The 16,582-nt window shown below is 73.4% G+C and carries 14 protein-coding genes; 8 read left to right on the top strand and 6 right to left on the bottom strand.

Annotated elements, in window-relative coordinates:
* Positions 1–151: 151 nt before the first annotated feature.
* Positions 152–2,017 carry an ABC transporter ATP-binding protein gene (locus tag ACFXMG_RS25680; protein ID WP_383826758.1) on the bottom strand — a complete coding sequence of 622 codons (1,866 nt, stop codon included), beginning with the start codon at positions 2,015–2,017 and terminating at the stop codon, positions 152–154.
* A complete protein-coding gene (locus tag ACFXMG_RS25675) occupies positions 2,014–3,837 on the bottom strand; it encodes an ABC transporter ATP-binding protein (RefSeq protein WP_383826761.1) in 1,824 nt (607 codons plus the stop codon). Before ACFXMG_RS25675 ends, ACFXMG_RS25680 begins: the two co-directional genes overlap by 4 nt.
* 152 nt (positions 3,838–3,989) lie before the next feature.
* On the opposite strand from ACFXMG_RS25675, the gene ACFXMG_RS25670 reads away from it, so the two are divergent.
* Positions 3,990–4,973, top strand: a complete 984-nt coding sequence (locus tag ACFXMG_RS25670; RefSeq protein ID WP_383826764.1) for a helix-turn-helix domain-containing protein — start codon at positions 3,990–3,992, stop codon at positions 4,971–4,973.
* 214 nt (positions 4,974–5,187) lie between these two features.
* Here ACFXMG_RS25670 and glgX read toward each other — a convergent pair whose 3' ends face one another.
* Positions 5,188–7,389 carry a glycogen debranching protein GlgX gene (gene glgX, locus ACFXMG_RS25665; protein WP_383826767.1) on the bottom strand — a complete coding sequence of 734 codons (2,202 nt, stop codon included), beginning with the start codon at positions 7,387–7,389 and terminating at the stop codon, positions 5,188–5,190.
* Between the two features lie 188 nt (positions 7,390–7,577).
* On the opposite strand from glgX, the gene ACFXMG_RS25660 reads away from it, so the two are divergent.
* The 4 genes from ACFXMG_RS25660 (at position 7,578) to ACFXMG_RS25645 (ending at position 11,761) form a co-directional block, all read left to right on the top strand.
* Positions 7,578–8,795: an Ig-like domain-containing protein gene (locus tag ACFXMG_RS25660; protein WP_383826770.1), complete on the top strand. Its 1,218-nt coding sequence runs from the start codon at positions 7,578–7,580 to the stop codon at positions 8,793–8,795.
* A gap of 218 nt (positions 8,796–9,013) precedes the next feature.
* Positions 9,014–10,255, top strand: a complete 1,242-nt coding sequence (locus ACFXMG_RS25655) for an Ig-like domain-containing protein (RefSeq protein ID WP_383826773.1) — start codon at positions 9,014–9,016, stop codon at positions 10,253–10,255.
* An 89-nt stretch (positions 10,256–10,344) separates the two neighbouring features.
* Entirely contained in the window at positions 10,345–11,112 is a 768-nt protein-coding gene (locus tag ACFXMG_RS25650) for an enoyl-CoA hydratase/isomerase family protein (RefSeq protein WP_383828141.1), read from the top strand.
* 148 nt (positions 11,113–11,260) lie between these two features.
* Positions 11,261–11,761, top strand: coding sequence for an ATP-binding protein (locus tag ACFXMG_RS25645; RefSeq protein WP_383828139.1), 501 nt, complete (start codon positions 11,261–11,263; stop codon positions 11,759–11,761).
* Positions 11,762–12,070: 309 nt separating this feature from the next.
* On the opposite strand, the gene ACFXMG_RS25640 is transcribed toward ACFXMG_RS25645, so the two are convergent.
* On the bottom strand, positions 12,071–12,709 hold the full coding sequence (locus tag ACFXMG_RS25640; RefSeq protein ID WP_383828137.1) for a GNAT family N-acetyltransferase: 639 nt from the start codon (positions 12,707–12,709) through the stop codon (positions 12,071–12,073).
* Between the two features lie 74 nt (positions 12,710–12,783).
* Between ACFXMG_RS25640 and ACFXMG_RS25635 the strand changes: the two genes are divergently transcribed.
* Both ACFXMG_RS25635 and ACFXMG_RS25630 read left to right on the top strand, forming a co-directional pair.
* Positions 12,784–12,999, top strand: coding sequence for an EF-hand domain-containing protein (locus ACFXMG_RS25635; RefSeq protein WP_015036303.1), 216 nt, complete (start codon positions 12,784–12,786; stop codon positions 12,997–12,999).
* Between the two features lie 85 nt (positions 13,000–13,084).
* Entirely contained in the window at positions 13,085–13,999 is a 915-nt protein-coding gene (locus tag ACFXMG_RS25630) for a CopD family protein (protein WP_383828135.1), read from the top strand.
* A gap of 52 nt (positions 14,000–14,051) precedes the next feature.
* Here the strand turns inward: ACFXMG_RS25630 and ACFXMG_RS25625 are convergent, their stop codons facing one another.
* Positions 14,052–14,606, bottom strand: coding sequence for a hypothetical protein (locus tag ACFXMG_RS25625; RefSeq protein WP_383828133.1), 555 nt, complete (start codon positions 14,604–14,606; stop codon positions 14,052–14,054).
* Positions 14,607–14,789: 183 nt separating this feature from the next.
* On the opposite strand from ACFXMG_RS25625, the gene ACFXMG_RS25620 reads away from it, so the two are divergent.
* Entirely contained in the window at positions 14,790–15,029 is a 240-nt protein-coding gene (locus ACFXMG_RS25620) for a hypothetical protein (protein ID WP_383828131.1), read from the top strand.
* 94 nt (positions 15,030–15,123) lie between these two features.
* Here the strand turns inward: ACFXMG_RS25620 and ACFXMG_RS25615 are convergent, their stop codons facing one another.
* The gene (locus ACFXMG_RS25615; RefSeq protein WP_383828129.1) at positions 15,124–16,494 is read right to left on the bottom strand and encodes an L-serine ammonia-lyase; all 1,371 of its coding nucleotides are present in this window, start codon (positions 16,492–16,494) and stop codon (positions 15,124–15,126) included.
* Positions 16,495–16,582: the final 88 nt, after the last annotated feature.

The raw sequence follows: 16,582 nt of genomic DNA, 5'->3' as shown, positions 1-16,582 counted from the left end.
CCCTCGGACACCAGCCGCCTTTACCTACCCGTTGGCCGAAAACCCACGGCGTGAAGCACACGTTCCGCTCGGCGGCGCTTCCCGCCCGCCCGCTCGGCGCCGCATCCGATCTGCCCGCTCGGACGCCCTCCGGCCCCGCCCCCGCCGGCCGTCACCCCGCCAAGGAGTCGCGCCAGGCGCGGTGGAGACCCGCGTAGCGGCCTTCGCCGCCGACGAGTTCGGCGGGGGTGCCGTCCTCGACCACGCGGCCCGCCTCCATCACCAGGACGCGGTCCGCGACCTCGACCGTGGAGAGGCGGTGGGCGATGACCACGGCCGTACGGCCCGCCAGGACCGTGTCCATCGCGTGCTGCACCGCCCGCTCGCCCGGGACGTCCAGGGAGCTCGTCGCCTCGTCCAGGATGAGGACCGCCGGGTCCGCCAGGAGCGCGCGGGCGAAGGCCACCAACTGGCGCTGACCGGCCGAGATACGGCCACCCCGCTTGCGTACGTCCGTGTCGTAGCCGTCCGGGAGACCGGCGATGAACTCGTGCGCGCCGATCGCCTTCGCCGCCTGCTCGATCTCCTCGCGGCTCGCCTCCGGACGCCCGATCGCGATGTTCTCCGCGACCGTCCCGGAGAACAGGAACGCCTCCTGCGTCACCATCACCACCCCACGCCGCAGCTCCGGCGTCGCCAGCTCCCGCAGGTCGACGCCGTCGAGCAGCACCCGGCCCTCCGTCGGGTCGTAGAAGCGGGCCAGCAGCTTCGCCAGCGTCGACTTGCCCGCGCCCGTCGCGCCGACCACGGCCACCGTCTGGCCGGCCGGGATCCGCAGGTCGAAGCGGGGCAGCACCTCGCCGCCCGTCCGGTACGCGAACCGCACCCCGTCGAAGACGACCTCCCGGCCCGGCGCCGCCCCGGCCCGCTCCGGCAGCCCGCGCGGAGCCTCCGCCTCCGGCACGCCCGGCTCCTGCGCCAGCAGGCCCGCGATCTTGGCCAGCGACGCCGCCGCCGACTCGTACGAGTTGAGGAACATCCCCAGCCGGTCGATCGGGTCGTACAGCCGCCGCACGTACAGCACCGCCGCCGCGAGCACACCGAGCTCCAGCGAACCGTCCGCCACCCGGTACGCGCCCCACAGGCACATTCCGGCCACCGCCGTGTTCGCCACCAGCCGCGACCCCACCACATAGCGGGCCATCTCCAGGAGCGCGTCGCCGTTGCTCCGCTCGTGCCGGTGGTTCAGCGCCCCGAACTCCGCCTCGTTCACCCGCTCCCGGCGGAACGCCCGCACCGGCCGGATCCCGTTCATCGTCTCCGCGAACTTCACGATCACCCCGGCGATCGCCGTCGACCGCTCCGCGAAGACCGCGCCCGCCCGCCGCCGGTACATCCGCACCAGCAGGTACAGCGGCCCGAACGAGGCCACCGCCACCGCCCCGATCCCCAGGTCCAGCCAGAGCAGCACCAGCGAGATCGACACGAACGACAGCACCACCCCGATCAGTTCCTGGAGCCCCTCCGACAGCAGCTCCCGCAGCGACTCCACGTCCGTCGTCGACCGCGAGATCAGCCGCCCCGAGGTGTACCGCTCGTGGAAGTCCACGCTCAGCACCTGCGCGTGCCGGAAGATCCGCCCCCGCAGGTCGAGCAGCACGTCCTGGTTGATCCGCGCCGCGCCCCGCACGAACACGTACTGGAGCGCCCCCGCGCCCACCGCGCACAGCAGATAGCCGACCGCCACCGCCACCAGCGGCCCGTGGTCCCCGGCCCGGAAGGCCGGCACCCCCCGGTCGATCGCGTACGCCACGAGCAGCGGGCCCGCCTGGACCGCCGCCTCCTTCAGCAGCAGCACCAGCGCCGCCACCGCCACCCGGAACCGGTGCGCGGCCAGCAGCGAGCGCAGCAGCGCCCCGGTCGCCCCGCGCGGCGCCGGCAGGTCGTCCCGGTCGAACGGATCGCCCGGCCCGGACCCCTCCTCCCCGGCCGCCCGGACGTCCTTCTCCTCCGGCTGCGCGAGCGTGGTCTCCGTCATCGCTGCCCGTCCCCCGTCTCCACGGCCGTCCCGCCCTCGCCCTCGCCCGCGCCCGACATCAGCCAGGCGTACTCGGTACTGCTCCGCAGCAGCTCCTGATGGGTGCCGACCGCCGCGATCCGGCCGCCCGACAGCAGCGCCACCCGGTCGGCCAGCATCACCGTCGACGGCCGGTGCGCCACGACCAGCGCCGTCGTCTCCCTCAGCACCTCGCGCAGGGCCGCCTCCACCCGCGCCTCGGTGTGCACGTCCAGCGCCGACAGGGGATCGTCGAGCACCAGGAAGCGCGGCCGTCCGACGACCGCGCGGGCCAGCGCGAGCCGCTGCCGCTGCCCGCCCGACAGGCTCAGCCCCTGCTCGCCGACCTGCGTCCCGGCCCCCTCGGGCAGCCGCCCGACGAAACCGTCCGCCTGCGCGATCCCGAGCGCCCGGTCCAGCTCCGCCGGTCCCGCCGCCGCGCCCGCGCCCATCAGCACGTTCTCGCCGACGCTCGCCGAGAAGAGGGTCGGCTCCTCGAAGGCCACCGACACCAGCGTCCGCAGCCGCTCCCGCCCCATCAGGGCGATGTCCTCGCCGTCCAGCAGGATCCGCCCGCCGCCCGCCTCGTGCAGCCGGGGCACGAGCGCGGTCAGCGTGGTCTTGCCGGAGCCGGTGGCCCCGACCAGCGCCAGCGTCTCGCCCGGCCGTACGTGCAGGTCGATGCCGTCGAGGACGGGCGGGGCGCCGTCGGGCGCGTCCGGGAAGCGGAAGGACACGCCCTCGAAGCGCAGCCCGTCGGCGGCCCCCTTCCCCGCCGCCGGAGCGACCGGATCCCGCTCCTCCTCCGAGTCCATCACCTCGAAGTACCGTTCCGTCGCCGTCACCGCCTCCTGGCTCATCGCCAGCAGGAAGCCGATCGAGTCCACGGGCCAGCGCAGCGCCAGCGCCGTCGACAGGAAGGCCACCAGGGTGCCCGCCGAGAGCCCGCCGTCCGCGACCCGCACGGTGCCGAGCACCAGCGCCGCCCCGATCGCCAGCTCCGGCAGGATCGTGATCAGCGCCCAGATCATGGCCAGCAGCCGCGCCTTCGACAGCTCCGTGGAGCGCAGCAGCTCCGCGAGCCGGCGGAAGGACTCCGCCTGGCTGCGGTGCCGCCCGAAGCCCTTGACGATCCGGATGCCGAGGACGCTCTCCTCCACCACCGTCGTCAGATCGCCCACCTGGTCCTGAGCCCGCCGAGCCACCACCCCGTACCGCCGCTCGAAGTACGAGCAGAGCACCATCACCGGCACCACCGGCGTCAGCAGCACCAGCCCGAGCGACCAGTCCTGGGCGAGCAGCAGCGCACAGCCCGCCACGATCGTCACCGCGTTGACCAGCAGGAAGGTCAGCGGGAAGGCCAGGAACATCCGGACGATCATGAGGTCGGTGGTGCCGCGCGAGAGCAGCTGCCCCGACGCCCACCGGTCGTGGAAGGCGATCGGCAGCCGCTGGAGCCGGCCGTACAGGTCCTCCCGCATCCGCGCCTCGACCGACGACAGCGGCCGGGCCACCAGCCACCGCCGCAGCCCGAAGAGGACCGCCTCGGTGATCCCGAGCAGCAGCAGATAGAGCGCCCCCAGCCACACTCCGCCGGGGTCCCGGTCCGCGACCGGACCGTCCACCAGCCACTTCAGGACCAGCGGGATCACCAGGGACAGACAGGAGGCGACGATGGCGACGGCGGCGGCGGTGAAGAACCGCGCGCGCACCGGACGGACGTACGGCCAGAGCCGCAGCAGCACCCGCACCGCCGAACGGCGGGCGGGGTGGTCCTCGGGGGTGGCAGGTTTCTCGGGCATCAGGTCCGACCATACGAGTCACCACTGACACGTCTCACCCGATTTTCGGACACCCGGTCCCGGAGACGGCCACCCCTCCCCTCTCATCTCCCGCCCCGCTGTGGCACGTTGGACGCGTCACAGGCCGGATCGGGCCGTCCCCGGGGGGAGTCATGAAGGTCCACCACATCACCACCGCCCACCTGGCGCGGCGCGAACGCTTCGGGCACTGGCACGACATGACGGCCGCCACGCTCATCCCCACCGCCATGAGCAGCGACCACGCCGACGACTTCCACGCCGAGGCGGCCACCGTCGACCTCGGCGCCGCCCAGGTGATGGCCCTCCGCTACCCGCCCCTCATCACCCGCCGCACCCCGCGCCTCATCCGCCGCGCCGACCCCGGCTACCTCATGGTCTCGCTCACCCTCAGCGGCGAGATGGCCCTCTCCCAGGCCGGCCGCCGCCACGTCTACCGGACGGGGGACCTCACCGTGTACGACTCGTCCCACCCCTTCCACGGCGAGACCCGCCTCCCCGGCGCGGCCCGCACCGAACGGCTCGACCACATCGTGGCCCAGTTCCCCCGCGAGCTGCTGCCGCTGCCCGCCCGCGCCGCCGAACGGCTCCTCGCCCTGCCGATGCCCGGCGACTCCGGCTTCGCCGCGCTCCTCTCCGACGTGCTGCGCCGGATCGCCGCCGACCCCGGCGCCTTCCGCCCCGAGGACGGGCCGCGGCTGACCACGGTCCTCCTCGACCTGCTGGCCGGCGCCGGCGAGGCACGCCTCGACGCCGAGGGCGCCGCCTCGCCCGAGAGCCGTCGCCACGCCCTGCGGCTGAGCACCCAGGACTTCGCCCTGCGCCGGCTCGGCGACCCCGGACTCGGCCCCGAGCCGATCGCCGCCGCCCACCACATCTCGGTGCGCTACCTGCACCGCATCTACCAGGACGAGGGCCTCACCGTCGCCGGCTGGATCCGCGCGCAGCGCCTGGCCCGCGCCGCCCGCGACCTGGCCGACCCGGCGCTGCGGGGGATCCCCGTCCACGAGATCGCCGCCCGCTGGGGCTTCCGCCACCCGGCCGCCTTCAGCCGCGCCTTCCGCGCCGCGCACGGCCGCAGCCCCCGCGAGCACCGGGAGTGCGCTCAGCGTCAATGAGCCGTGCGCCCGGGGCCAACGACACCGGCCGCCGGACGGCCCGACACTGTTCGCACGCGCGGGGCCGTCCACGGGGGAGCGGGAGCCGACGTCCCCGCGCGCGGGTGTACCGGGTGGGTCGCGCCCCGGCCCACCAGGGGGAAGCACCCCCCTCCGCCCGGCCACCGCCGTCGCGCCGCGGTGGCCGGGCGGAGCCGCCCGCCACGGCTCCGCCTCACTCCGTCACCCTCAGCAGCACCACCGACCGCGCCCCCACCGGCAGCACCGCCCCGCCCGGGTGGAGCGTGGCCGGGGGCGCGCTCTGGTCGTCGAGGGCGGTGTCCAGGACGCGTTCGTACGTCTGGGCCCAGGGCGCCCCGGGGAGCCGGAAGTCCAGCGGGGCGGGGCCCGCGTGGAGCACGGCGAGGAAGCTGTCGTCGAGGACCTGCTCGCCGCGCTCGTCCCGGCCCGGTATGTCGCGGCCCGACAGGTAGAGGGCGAGCGTGGCGGAGGGGGCGTACCAGTCCCGCTCGGTCATCTCCGTGCCGTCGGGGCCGAACCAGGCGAGGTCCCGCAGCCCGTCCGCGCCCTGCGGCCGGCCGGAGAAGAAGGCGCGGCGGCGCAGCACCGGATGGCGGTGGCGCAGGGCGAGCAGCCGCCTCGTCAGGGCGAGGAGCTGGGCGCGGCCCGGGTCCTCGGGCAGCGACCAGTCGAGCCAGCTGATCTCGTTGTCCTGGCAGTACGCGTTGTTGTTGCCGCCCTGGGTGCGGCCCATCTCGTCGCCCGCGACGAGCATCGGCACACCGGTGGAGAGCAGCAGCGTGGTGAGCAGGTTGCGGAGCTGCCGCAGCCGGAGCGCGCCGGTCTCCGGGTCGTCGGTCTCGCCCTCGGTGCCGCAGTTCCAGGAGCGGTTGTCGTGGGTGCCGTCCCGGTTGCCCTCGCCGTTGGCCTCGTTGTGCTTGCGTTCGTACGTGACGAGGTCGCGCAGGGTGAAGCCGTCGTGGGCGGTGACGAAGTTGACGGAGGCGTACGGCCGCCGGCCGCCCCAGGCGTAGAGGTCGCTGGAGCCGGAGAGCCGGTAGCCGAGGTCGCGGACGTCGGGCAGGGCGCCGCGCCAGAAGTCCCGTACGGCGTCCCGGTAGCGGTCGTTCCACTCGGTCCACAGCGGCGGGAAGGCGCCGACCTGGTAGCCGCCGTTGCCGACGTCCCAGGGTTCGGCGATGAGCTTGACCCGGCGCAGCACGGGGTCCTGGGCGATGACGGCGAGGAACGGGGAGAGCATGTCGACGTCGTGCATCGAGCGGGCGAGGGCCGCCGCCAGGTCGAAGCGGAAGCCGTCGACGCCCATCTCGGTGACCCAGTAGCGCAGGGAGTCGGTGATGAGCCGGAGCACCTGGGGCTGGACGACGTGGAGGGTGTTGCCGCAGCCGGTGTAGTCGGCGTACCGGCGGGCGTCGGACTGGAGCCGGTAGTAGCCGCGGTTGTCGATGCCCTTGAGGGACAGGGTCGGGCCGAGCTCGCCGGCCTCGGCGGTGTGGTTGTAGACGACGTCGAGGATGACCTCGATGCCGGCCGCGTGCAGCGCCCGTACCATCCGCTTGAACTCGCCGACCTGCTGTCCGGCGGTGCCGGAGGAGGAGTAGCCGGCGTGCGGGGCGAAGTAGCCGATCGAGTTGTAGCCCCAGTAGTTGGTGAGGCCGCGGCGCAGCAGGTGGTCCTCGTGGGCGAACTGGTGGACGGGCAGTAGTTCGACGGCCGTCACCCCGAGGCGGACGAGGTGGTCGATGGCGGCCGGGTGGGCGAGCCCCGCGTAGGTGCCCCGCAGGTGCTCGGGGATGCCGGGGTGCCGGGCGGTGAAGCCCTTGACGTGGACCTCGTAGATGACGGAGTCCTGCCAGGGCGTCTTGGGCCTGCGGTCGTCGGACCAGTCGTCGTCGTCCAGGACGACGACGCCCTTGGGGACGTGCGGGGCGGAGTCCCGCTCGTCGCGGACGGTGTCGGCGACGTGCTGCTGGGGCCAGTCCCTGACGTGCCCGTAGACCTCGGGCGGCAGCCGGAAGTCGCCGTCCACGGCGCGCGCGTACGGGTCGAGGAGGAGCTTCGCCGGGTTCCAGCGGGCGCCGGTCCACGGGTCCCAGCGGCCGTGCGCCCGGTAGCCGTACCGCTGCCCGGGTCCGACGCCGGGCACGAAGCCGTGCCAGATCTCGTGGGTGAGCTCGGTCAGCGGCAGCCGGGTCTCGGTGCCGTCCGGCGCGAAGAGGCAGAGCTCCACGGCCTCCGCGCCGCCCGCCCAGAGGGCGAAGTTGGTGCCCCGGGTCCCGTCCGGCCCGGTCCGGCAGCGGGCCCCGAGGGGGGTGGGTGCCCCCGGCCACACCGGGGGCGCGGTCCGTTCCGGGGCATGCTCCGGTACCGCCTGCTGTTCGGCTGCGCTCGACACCGCCCTGGCCTCCCGCGGCTCCGGCGGGGCCCGCGTACCGGGGCCGGGGCGTCCCGGCCCCGGCCCCGCGCGTCCTCCCGCACCCTCGTGTACTCCCGGTCGTCCTTCCTGTTCTGCCCGCAGCGCCGTCCCCCCAACATGGCCCGCACGGACGTTTCCCCTGGAGGGGGGTCGTCGTTGGGCCACGCGTGACACGTGTATGGGAACGGGCCGGGCAACTCCTCGCGGTGGCGGGGCTCCTCGTGGGTCTCGCCGGCTGCACCGGATCGGACGGGGAAGGAGGCGTCGGCCTGGGACTTCCGGGCAAGGCGAGGGCCCCCGGGGACGTGATCCGGGTCAGCCCGGAGGACGGCGCCCGGGCGGTGCCCCCGGAGGGTCCGCTGGAGGTACGGGTGGACAGCGGGCGGCTCGAACGGGTGAGCGTGACCCAGGTGGCGGACGGGCGCCGTTCGGCCGTGCCCGGCGCGATCGGGGCCGACGGGCTGCGCTGGCGGCCCGCCGAGGGCAGCCGGCTCGCGCTCGCCGCGAAGTACAGCGTGGACGCGGTGGCGCTCGACGCGCACGGGCGGCGCTCGGCCCGGCACACCACCTTCACCACGGTCGTGCCGGAGAGCCGGTTCATCGGCTACTTCACTCCGGAGAACCGTTCCACTGTCGGCGCCGGCATGATCGTCTCCTTCGGCTTCAACCGCCCGATCGAGAACCGGGCCGAGGTGGAGCGGGCCATCCGGGTCACCGCCGACCCGCCGGTGGAGATCTCCGGCCACTGGTTCGGCAAGGAGCGGCTGGACTTCCGCCCCGCCGAGTACTGGGCGGCGGGCACGAAGGTGAAGGTCGAGCTCGGTCTGCGGGACGTCGAGGGCGCCCCCGGCGTCTACGGCATCCAGCGCAAGACGGTCGGCTTCACCGTCGGCCGCTCCCAGGTCTCACTGGTCGACGCCGCCGCCCACACCATGGAGGTGCGGCGCGACGGGCGGGTCCTCGCCACCCTGCCGATCACCGCGGGCGCGCCGAAGACCACCACGTACAACGGGAAGATGGTGGTGACCGAGCTGTACGACGTGACCCGGATGAACGGCGCCACGGTCGGCTTCGGCGGCGAGTACGACATCAAGGACGTGCCGCACGCGATGCGGCTGACCGAGTCGGGGACCTTCATCCACGGCAACTACTGGGCCGATCCGGCCACGTTCGGCTCGGCCAACGTCAGCCACGGCTGCGTGGGACTGCGGGACGTGAAGGGCGGCGGCGCCGACACCCCGGGGGGCTGGTTCTTCGACCGGAGCCTGATCGGCGACGTCGTCGAGGTGGTCAACTCGAAGGACCGGAAGGTCGCCCCGGACAACGGTCTGGGCGGCTGGAACCTCGACTGGAAGAGCTGGACGGCGGGTTCCGCGCTCCGCTGACCGGGCCCCCTCGCCCCACCGCTCCTCGGGCCGGGCACCGGGCCGGACGCGCGCGGCCCCCCGCGCGCCTCCGGTACCGCCCCGACTGGGACTGAACGGTGACATTCACGTGGAACTTTCGTGTCTTCCGGTGTGATTATCTAGCGCCGTGCGCGGGACGTGCGTACAGGGGGTGGGGCCCGGCCGGTAGCCGGGTCGTGCGAGGGGAGAAGACCATAGTGAACGGGCAGCCGATATCGGGGAAGTCGGCGCGGCGCAGGGGCGTGCGCCTCGGAGCCCTCGCCACGGGGGCGTTGCTGCTGGTCCTGACCGCCTGCGGCGGCGAGGAGCCGTCCAAGACCGCTCCCGGCCAGGGGGGCGGGCAGGGCACGGGGACCGCGGCGCCCGACAACGCCGCCTCGCAGGCGGTCGTGACGATCCTGCCGAAGGACGGCGCCGACTCGGTCGCCACCAGCGGCGGCCTCAAGGTCACCGCGGCGCAGGGCAAGCTGACCACCGTGACCGTCGCCGACTCCAAGGGGACCGCGGTCGAGGGGAAGATCTCGGCGGACGGGGCCAGCTGGGAGCCGGTGGCCCACCTGTCGGCCGGCACGCAGTACAAGGTCCACGCGATCGCGAAGGACGCCGAGGGCCGCGAGTCGGCGAAGGACACCACCTTCACCACGCTGGTCCCGAAGAACACCTTCATCGGCCACTACACGCCGGAGGCCGACACGACCGTCGGCGTCGGCATGCCGGTCTCCATCAACTTCACCCGGGGCATCACCGACCCCGAGGCCGTGGAGAAGGCCATCAAGGTGACGGCCGAGCCGGCCGTCGAGATCGAGGGCCACTGGTTCGGCAACGACCGCCTCGACTTCCGTCCCGAGGAGTACTGGAAGGCCGGGACCAAGGTCACCGTCGAGCTGAACCTGGACGGCGTCGAGGGCCGCCCGGGCGTCTACGGCAAGCAGAAGAAGTCGTACTCCTTCACCATCGGCCGCCGTCAGGTCTCCACGGTCGACGCCAGCGCCAAGACGATGAAGGTCGAGCGCGACGGGCAGATCATCAAGACCCTGCCGATCACCGCGGGCGCGCCGTCCACGACCACGTACAACGGCCAGATGGTCATCAGCGAGAAGTACAAGGTGACCCGCATGAACGGGGCCACCGTCGGCTTCGGCGGCGAGTACGACATCAAGGACGTGCCGCACGCGATGCGCCTGTCCACCTCCGGCACCTTCGTGCACGGCAACTACTGGGCCCCGAAGAGCACCTTCGGCTCGCAGAACGTCAGCCACGGCTGCGTCGGCCTCTCGGACACCCGGGGCGCGGGCGACAGCTCGACCCCGGCCGCCTGGTTCTACGACCGCTCGCTCATCGGTGACGTCATCATCGTGAAGAACTCCAAGGACAAGCAGATCAAGCCGGAGAACGGCCTGAACGGCTGGAACATGTCCTGGTCGGAGTGGACCGCCTAGGTCTCCCCGGTCTCCTTCGTACGGCGGGCCCGGTGCTGTGAGCAACAGCACCGGGCCCGCCGTCGTTAACGCCGATTAACCTCTTCCCCATGACTGTGAACCTCGAAGTCGCCGACGGCGTCGGCACGATCCGCCTCGACCGTCCCCCGATGAACGCCCTGGACGTCGCCACCCAGGACCGGCTGCGCGAGCTGGCCCGGGAGGCCACCGACCGCGCCGACGTGCGGGCCGTGGTCCTCTACGGCGGCGAGAAGGTCTTCGCGGCCGGCGCGGACATCAAGGAGATGCAGGTCATGGACCACGTGGCCATGGTCGAGCGGTCGCGCGCGCTCCAGGACTCCTTCACCGCCGTCGCCCGCATCCCCAAGCCGGTCGTCGCCGCGATCACCGGGTACGCCCTCGGCGGCGGCTGCGAGCTCGCCCTCTGCGCCGACTACCGGATCGCCGCCGACAACGCGAAGCTGGGCCAGCCCGAGATCCTGCTCGGTCTGATCCCCGGCGCCGGCGGCACCCAGCGGCTCTCCCGCCTGGTCGGCCCCTCCAAGGCCAAGGACCTCATCTTCACCGGCCGGATGGTGAAGGCCGACGAGGCCCTGACCCTCGGCCTGGTCGACCGGGTCGTCCCGGCCGCCGAGGTGTACGAGCAGGCGCACGCCTGGGCCGCGAAGCTCGCCCAGGGCCCGGCGGTGGCGCTGCGCGCCGCCAAGGAGGCGATCGACCAGGGTCTGGAGGCCGACATCGACACCGGCCTCGCCCTCGAACGCACCTGGTTCTCCGCGCTGTTCGCCACCGCCGACCGCGAGACCGGCATGCGCAGCTTCGTCGAAGAGGGCCCGGGCAAGGCCAAGTTCGCCTGACCGCCGCCGAGTACAGCGCACGGGCGCGGCCGATCCGACGGATCGTCATGCCCGATCCGACGGATCGTCACGGCGACGCGCCGTCCCGCGGGGGCCATTCCACCGGAACGGCCCCCGCGGCTCGTCCCCGGCGTCCATGATGGGGGGCATGGCGGGCCTGGAGAGCAGGGAACAACCACGGCAGGGCGGCGTGCCCGCCGCCCGGTGGACGGCGACCCTGGAGGACGAGGAGGCCCTCGCGGCGATGGCCCGGTACGGCAACCCGGCGGAGGTCGACGTGCGCCTGCCGTCGCTGCCGGAGTCGGCCAGGATCGCCCGGCGGATGACCCAGTACGTGGTGCTGCGGCAGTGGGGGCTCGGCCCGACCCTCGCCGAGCACGCGGTCCTGCTCGTCTCCGAACTGGTGGGCAACGCGGTCCGGCACACCGGCGCCCGGGTCTTCGTGCTGCGCGCCCAGCGGCGCCCCGGCCGGGTCCGGATCGAGGTGCGCGACCCCTCGCGCGGACTGCCCTGTCTGATGCCGGTGGGCGAGCTGGACGTCAGCGGCCGGGGCCTCTTCCTCGTGGACAAGCTCTCCGACCGCTGGGGCGCGGACCTCGGGCCGCGCGGCAAGACGACCTGGTTCGAGATGCGCGTCACCGACCGCTGAACGCACGGAAGCCCCCGTACGCCGTGGTGGGGCTGAGGGGGCTTCCGTGTGATGCGCCGTGGACGGGGGGGTGTTATCCACGGCCGCTAGGACGACCTGGCCCGGGTCAATGGGGGTCGTGCCACCGACTATGGCAGACGGCACCCCACACCGCCAAACGCCCTTATCGTTATCAATCTGGACATAACGGCACGTTTTAACAGTGAATCGTTGGTGACGTGCAGCACCCACCTTGAAAACCATGAATGACTATGCGGTTCATCGATTGTTTCCCTCGATCATCCACATAGTGGACAGCTCTCCAGTGGCTCAGAGCGCGGTGAGCAGCGCCTCCGACGCCACCGGCCGGTACCCCGCCGCCTGGAAGGTCCGCACGCTCCGCGCGTTGCCCGGCGACTGCTGCGCCCACACCACGGCGTCCGGCGTCAGATGGCGCGCCGCCACCGCCAGCGCCCGGCCCAGACCCCGGTGCCGCACCTCCTCGTCCACCTCGATCGCCGCCTCCAGACGCCCCGCGACCCCGCGCCCCAGGATCAGCACCCCGCCGTCCGCCGCCCACACCCGTACCTCGTCCCGGTACTTCAGCGCCCGCGCCACCCGCGGGTGCTCCGGGTCCTCGATCTCCCGCAGCTCCACCGGCGGCGGGCCCGGCAGGGCGTCCGCGACCGTCAACAGGTCGACGGTGTTCATCCGCCGGCCGGTCCGCGCCATCAGCCGCACCAGGAAGCCCGGGTTCATGCTCGCCGCGAGCGGATCGCTCCCGGTCGCGGCCAGTTCGGCCCGTACCCACTCCGGATCGACGTCGGCGAAGACCACCGAGTGGGCCGTGAAGGCCAGCACCCCGGCGTCCCTCCCGTCCGGCTGCGGGACCACCGTCGTCCCGCCGTCCATGGCGGGGAACTCCCCGCGCGCCGCCGCCTCCAGGATCCGCCTCACGTCACCGCTCATACCGCCATCATCGGACACCGCCCGGCCAGCTAATCTGACCCCCGTCAGATCAGCACCGAGAAGGGGCGGAAGCAGTGGCGGACATCGAGTCGGCACGCACGGCATTCAACCGGTACGACGTGGACGGGGACGGCTTCATCACCGCCGCGGAGTACAAGAGCGTCATGGCCCAGCTGGGCGACTTCAACGTCACCGAGACGGTGGCCGAGGCCCTCATCAAGCAGCGCGACGACAACGGCGACGGCCGCCTGTCGTGGGACGAGTTCTGGTCCCACCTCAGCAAGGCGTGACCCGGACCTGACCGGTCGCGGGACCGGGACCGGGCGGCGTTCACCCTGAGTTGCCGCCCGTCCCGGGCTCGGTGACGATCGTCCGGTGACGCTTCCCGGACCCCTCGGCACCCCGAGCCGTCTGACCGCCGCGGCCCTCGCCGCCGCCGTCCTCGGCGTCCTCGCCGTCGCCGTCCTCGGCGCCGGCCTGGCCCGGACGGGCACCGGCGAACTGGAGATACCCGCGGCCGGCGCGACCACGGCGCTGCGGATCCTGCTCCTCGCCGGCCTCGCCGTCGCCGCCGGCGAACTCGCGGGCACCCGGCTCGCCGCCCAAGGCCCCCTGCCGCGCTCCCTGGCCGCCCCCGGCGCCCTGCTCGCCGCCGCCGCCTCCGCCGGCCTCCTGCTCCTCCTCGCCGCCGTCAGCGGCCTCAGCCTCCCGGTCGTCTACGGGCTCCGCGAAGGGCGGCTGCTGCTCGTCACCGCCAACGCCTGCCTGCTCGCCGCCGTCTGCGCCGCCTCCCGGCGCCCCGGACTCGCCGCCCTCCCGGTCGCCGCCGCGATCGTCGCCGAGGCCCTGCGCGCCCACCCCGAGACCGCCGGCTTCGGCTTCGGCACCGGACTCACCGTCGTCCACCTCACCGCCGCCTCGCTCTGGACCGGAACCCTGCTGTACGTCCTCCGGGTGCTCAGGCTGCGCGGCGGCGGGCGCGAGGTCTTCCTGCGGTACGCCCGGATGGCCGCCTGCGTCTACGCGGCCCTCGCCGTCACCGGCACCGTCTCCACGCTGCGCCGGCTCCCCCTGGACACCGTGCTCACCACCGCGTACGGCAGGGTCCTGCTGGTGAAGCTCGCCCTCTTCGGCGGCGCCAGCCTGCTGGCCCTGGTGGCCCGCTCCCGGCTGATGTCCGGCATCGACGCCCGGCCCCCGGCCCGGGTGGAACTCGCCGTGCTGGCCGTGATCGTGGCGCTCTCCGCGCTGCTCACGGTCGTGCCGGACCCGCACTGGCTGCGGTTCTGACCGGCCGGGTGGGGCCGGGTCGGGCGGGTCGGTCGGGTCAGGTCAGGTCGGGTCAGTCGCGCGCCACGAGCAGGGCGGTGCCCCACAGTGCCAGGGCCGCGGGAAGGCCCACCGCGGCCCGTACGGTCTCCGCCGACAGCCCGGCGGCCAGCAGGGCGGCGCCGACCACCGCCAGGGCCGTCAGGGCCGCCGCCGCCCAGCCGTACTGCCGCTGGTCGTAGAGCCGGGCCAGCGGGAAGAAGTGCAGGCCGACGACGAGACAGACGCCGACCGGGATCCACTCCTGGTGCCCGGCCGCGTTCGCGCCCGCGATCACGCCGACGATCGCGACCACCTCGGCCGCGTTCACGATCCCGATCCCGCGGTTCCACCGCTCCGGCAGCCGCACCGGCCGGGTCACCTCACCGGCCGTCCCCCGGAAGCCGGCCACCAGCGTCGCGCCCGCCAGCAGGGCCCCGACCACCCCGGCGACCAGGACCCCGGGCCCCGGTAGCCCGGACCCGCCCGCGAGCGCCCACACCACCCCGAAGACGCTGAGCACGACGACCCCGCGGCGGCGCAGGGTGCGGGTGAGGGCGAGACATTCGGCATCCACGGTCATGGTCATGACCGGACCCTACCGACGGGAACCGGCCGGGTCCGGGGTTTCCGGACATCCGTACGAGCATTGGCCTAGACCTATTGCCGGGAGGGGGTGACGCCGATACGTTTCCCCCCGGCTGCGCAGCCGCACCGCACCGCACGGCACTCCCACGCACCACATCGCATCGTTCATTCAGGAGGACATGCCATGTACCGACGCGTCGCAGCCGCCCTCGCCACCGCGGCCACCGCCGGAGCCCTCGCCCTCGGCACGGCCGCCACGGCCGAGGCCGCGGGACCCGGCTTCTACGCCCGCAGCCACCACTCCTCGTACGCCGAGTGCCAGGCCGCCGGCCGGGCCGGCGAGGCGTTCTGGGGCAAGATCTACCTCTGCGAGCCCTTCACCGCCACCCGCCCGGACGTCATCGTCCTCTGGGTCCGCTACTGACCCCTGACCGCTGACCCCTGACGGCCGAACGACGAACGGCCGGACCCGTGGGGGCGGGCCCGGCCGTTCATCACGCACGCACGCGCGCGCGTGCTCAGCACTCGATGATGTTCACCGCGAGGCCGCCGCGGGCGGTCTCCTTGTACTTGACGCTCATGTCGGCGCCCGTCTCCTTCATGGTCTTGATGACCTTGTCGAGGGAGACCAGGTGGCTGCCGTCGCCGCGCATCGACATCTTCGCCGCCGTGACGGCCTTGACCGCCGCCATGCCGTTGCGCTCGATGCAGGGGATCTGGACCAGGCCGCCGACCGGGTCGCAGGTCAGGCCCAGGTTGTGCTCCATGCCGATCTCGGCCGCGTTCTCCACCTGCTCGGGGGAGCCGCCCAGGACCTCGGCCAGCGCGCCCGCCGCCATCGAGCAGGCCGAGCCGACCTCGCCCTGGCAGCCGACCTCGGCGCCGGAGATCGAGGCGTTCTCCTTGAAGAGCATGCCGACCGCGCCGGCCGCCAGCAGGAAGCGCACGATCCCGTCCTCGTCGGCACCCGGGACGAAGTTCATGTAGTAGTGCAGGACCGCCGGGATGATGCCGGCCGCGCCGTTCGTCGGGGCGGTGACCACCCGGCCGCCCGCCGCGTTCTCCTCGTTCACCGCCATCGCGTAGAGAGTGATCCACTCCATCGCGTGCATGGCCGGGTCGCCCTCGGAGCGCAGCTTGCGGGCCAGGGTCGCCGCGCGGCGGCGGACCTTCAGACCGCCGGGCAGGATGCCCTCGCGGGCCATGCCGCGCGAGACGCACGCCTGCATGACCCGCCAGATCTCCAGGAGACCCGCGCGGATCTCCTCCTCGGTGCGCCAGGACCGCTCGTTCTCCAGCATCAGCGAGGAGATCGACAGGCCGGTCTCCTTGGTGAGGCGGAGCAGCTCGTCGCCGGTGCGGAAGGGGTACTTCAGGACGGTGTCGTCCGGGATGATCGGGTTCTCGCCGGCCACCGCGTCCTCGTCCACGACGAAGCCGCCGCCGACGGAGTAGTACGTCTTCTCCAGGACGAGCCCGCCCTCGGCGTCGTACGCGAAGATCGTCATCCCGTTGGCGTGGTACGGGAGCGCCTTGCGGCGGTGCAGGATCAGGTCGTCGTCGAAGGAGAACGGGATCTCGCGCGCGCCGAGCAGGTTGATCCGCCCGCTCGCCTTGATCCGCTCGACCTCGTCGTCCGCCGTCTCGACGTCGACCGTGCGGGGCGAGCTGCCCTCCAGGCCGAGCAGCACCGCCTTCGGGGTGCCGTGCCCGTGGCCGGTCGCGCCGAGGGAGCCGTACAGCTCCGCCCGGACCGAGGCGACGCCGTCGAGCAGCCCCTCGTTCTTCAGCCGGCGGGCGAACATCCGGGCCGCGCGCATCGGGCCCACGGTGTGGGAGCTGGACGGGCCGATGCCGACCGAGAAGAGGTCGAAGACCGAGATGGCCACGGGAGGACTCCTTGTGGGGCTAGACGCCGTTGTCTGCCGGGGTGGAGCAGAAAAGCGTTGAAGACATGGGGCGGGGCACCGCGCTCAC

The sequence above is a fragment of the Streptomyces sp. NPDC059201 genome, assembly GCF_042754585.1.
Taxonomy (GTDB): domain Bacteria; phylum Actinomycetota; class Actinomycetes; order Streptomycetales; family Streptomycetaceae; genus Streptomyces.
The sequence above is the reverse complement of the archived record's forward strand: the minus strand, read 5'-3'. Positions and strand labels throughout refer to the sequence as shown.

What these genes read in the sequence shown, in the direction of transcription:
- ACFXMG_RS25650 (WP_383828141.1), top strand. Translation starts at nt 10,345, where the DNA reads ATGACTGTGAACCTCGAAGTCGCCGACGGCGTCGGCACGATCCGCCTC.
- ACFXMG_RS25625 (WP_383828133.1), bottom strand. Translation starts at nt 14,606, where the DNA reads ATGACCATGACCGTGGATGCCGAATGTCTCGCCCTCACCCGCACCCTG.
- ACFXMG_RS25675 (WP_383826761.1), bottom strand. Translation starts at nt 3,837, where the DNA reads ATGCCCGAGAAACCTGCCACCCCCGAGGACCACCCCGCCCGCCGTTCG.
- ACFXMG_RS25645 (WP_383828139.1), top strand. Translation starts at nt 11,261, where the DNA reads ATGGCGGGCCTGGAGAGCAGGGAACAACCACGGCAGGGCGGCGTGCCC.
- ACFXMG_RS25670 (WP_383826764.1), top strand. Translation starts at nt 3,990, where the DNA reads ATGAAGGTCCACCACATCACCACCGCCCACCTGGCGCGGCGCGAACGC.
- ACFXMG_RS25640 (WP_383828137.1), bottom strand. Translation starts at nt 12,709, where the DNA reads ATGAGCGGTGACGTGAGGCGGATCCTGGAGGCGGCGGCGCGCGGGGAG.
- ACFXMG_RS25620 (WP_383828131.1), top strand. Translation starts at nt 14,790, where the DNA reads ATGTACCGACGCGTCGCAGCCGCCCTCGCCACCGCGGCCACCGCCGGA.
- ACFXMG_RS25680 (WP_383826758.1), bottom strand. Translation starts at nt 2,017, where the DNA reads ATGACGGAGACCACGCTCGCGCAGCCGGAGGAGAAGGACGTCCGGGCG.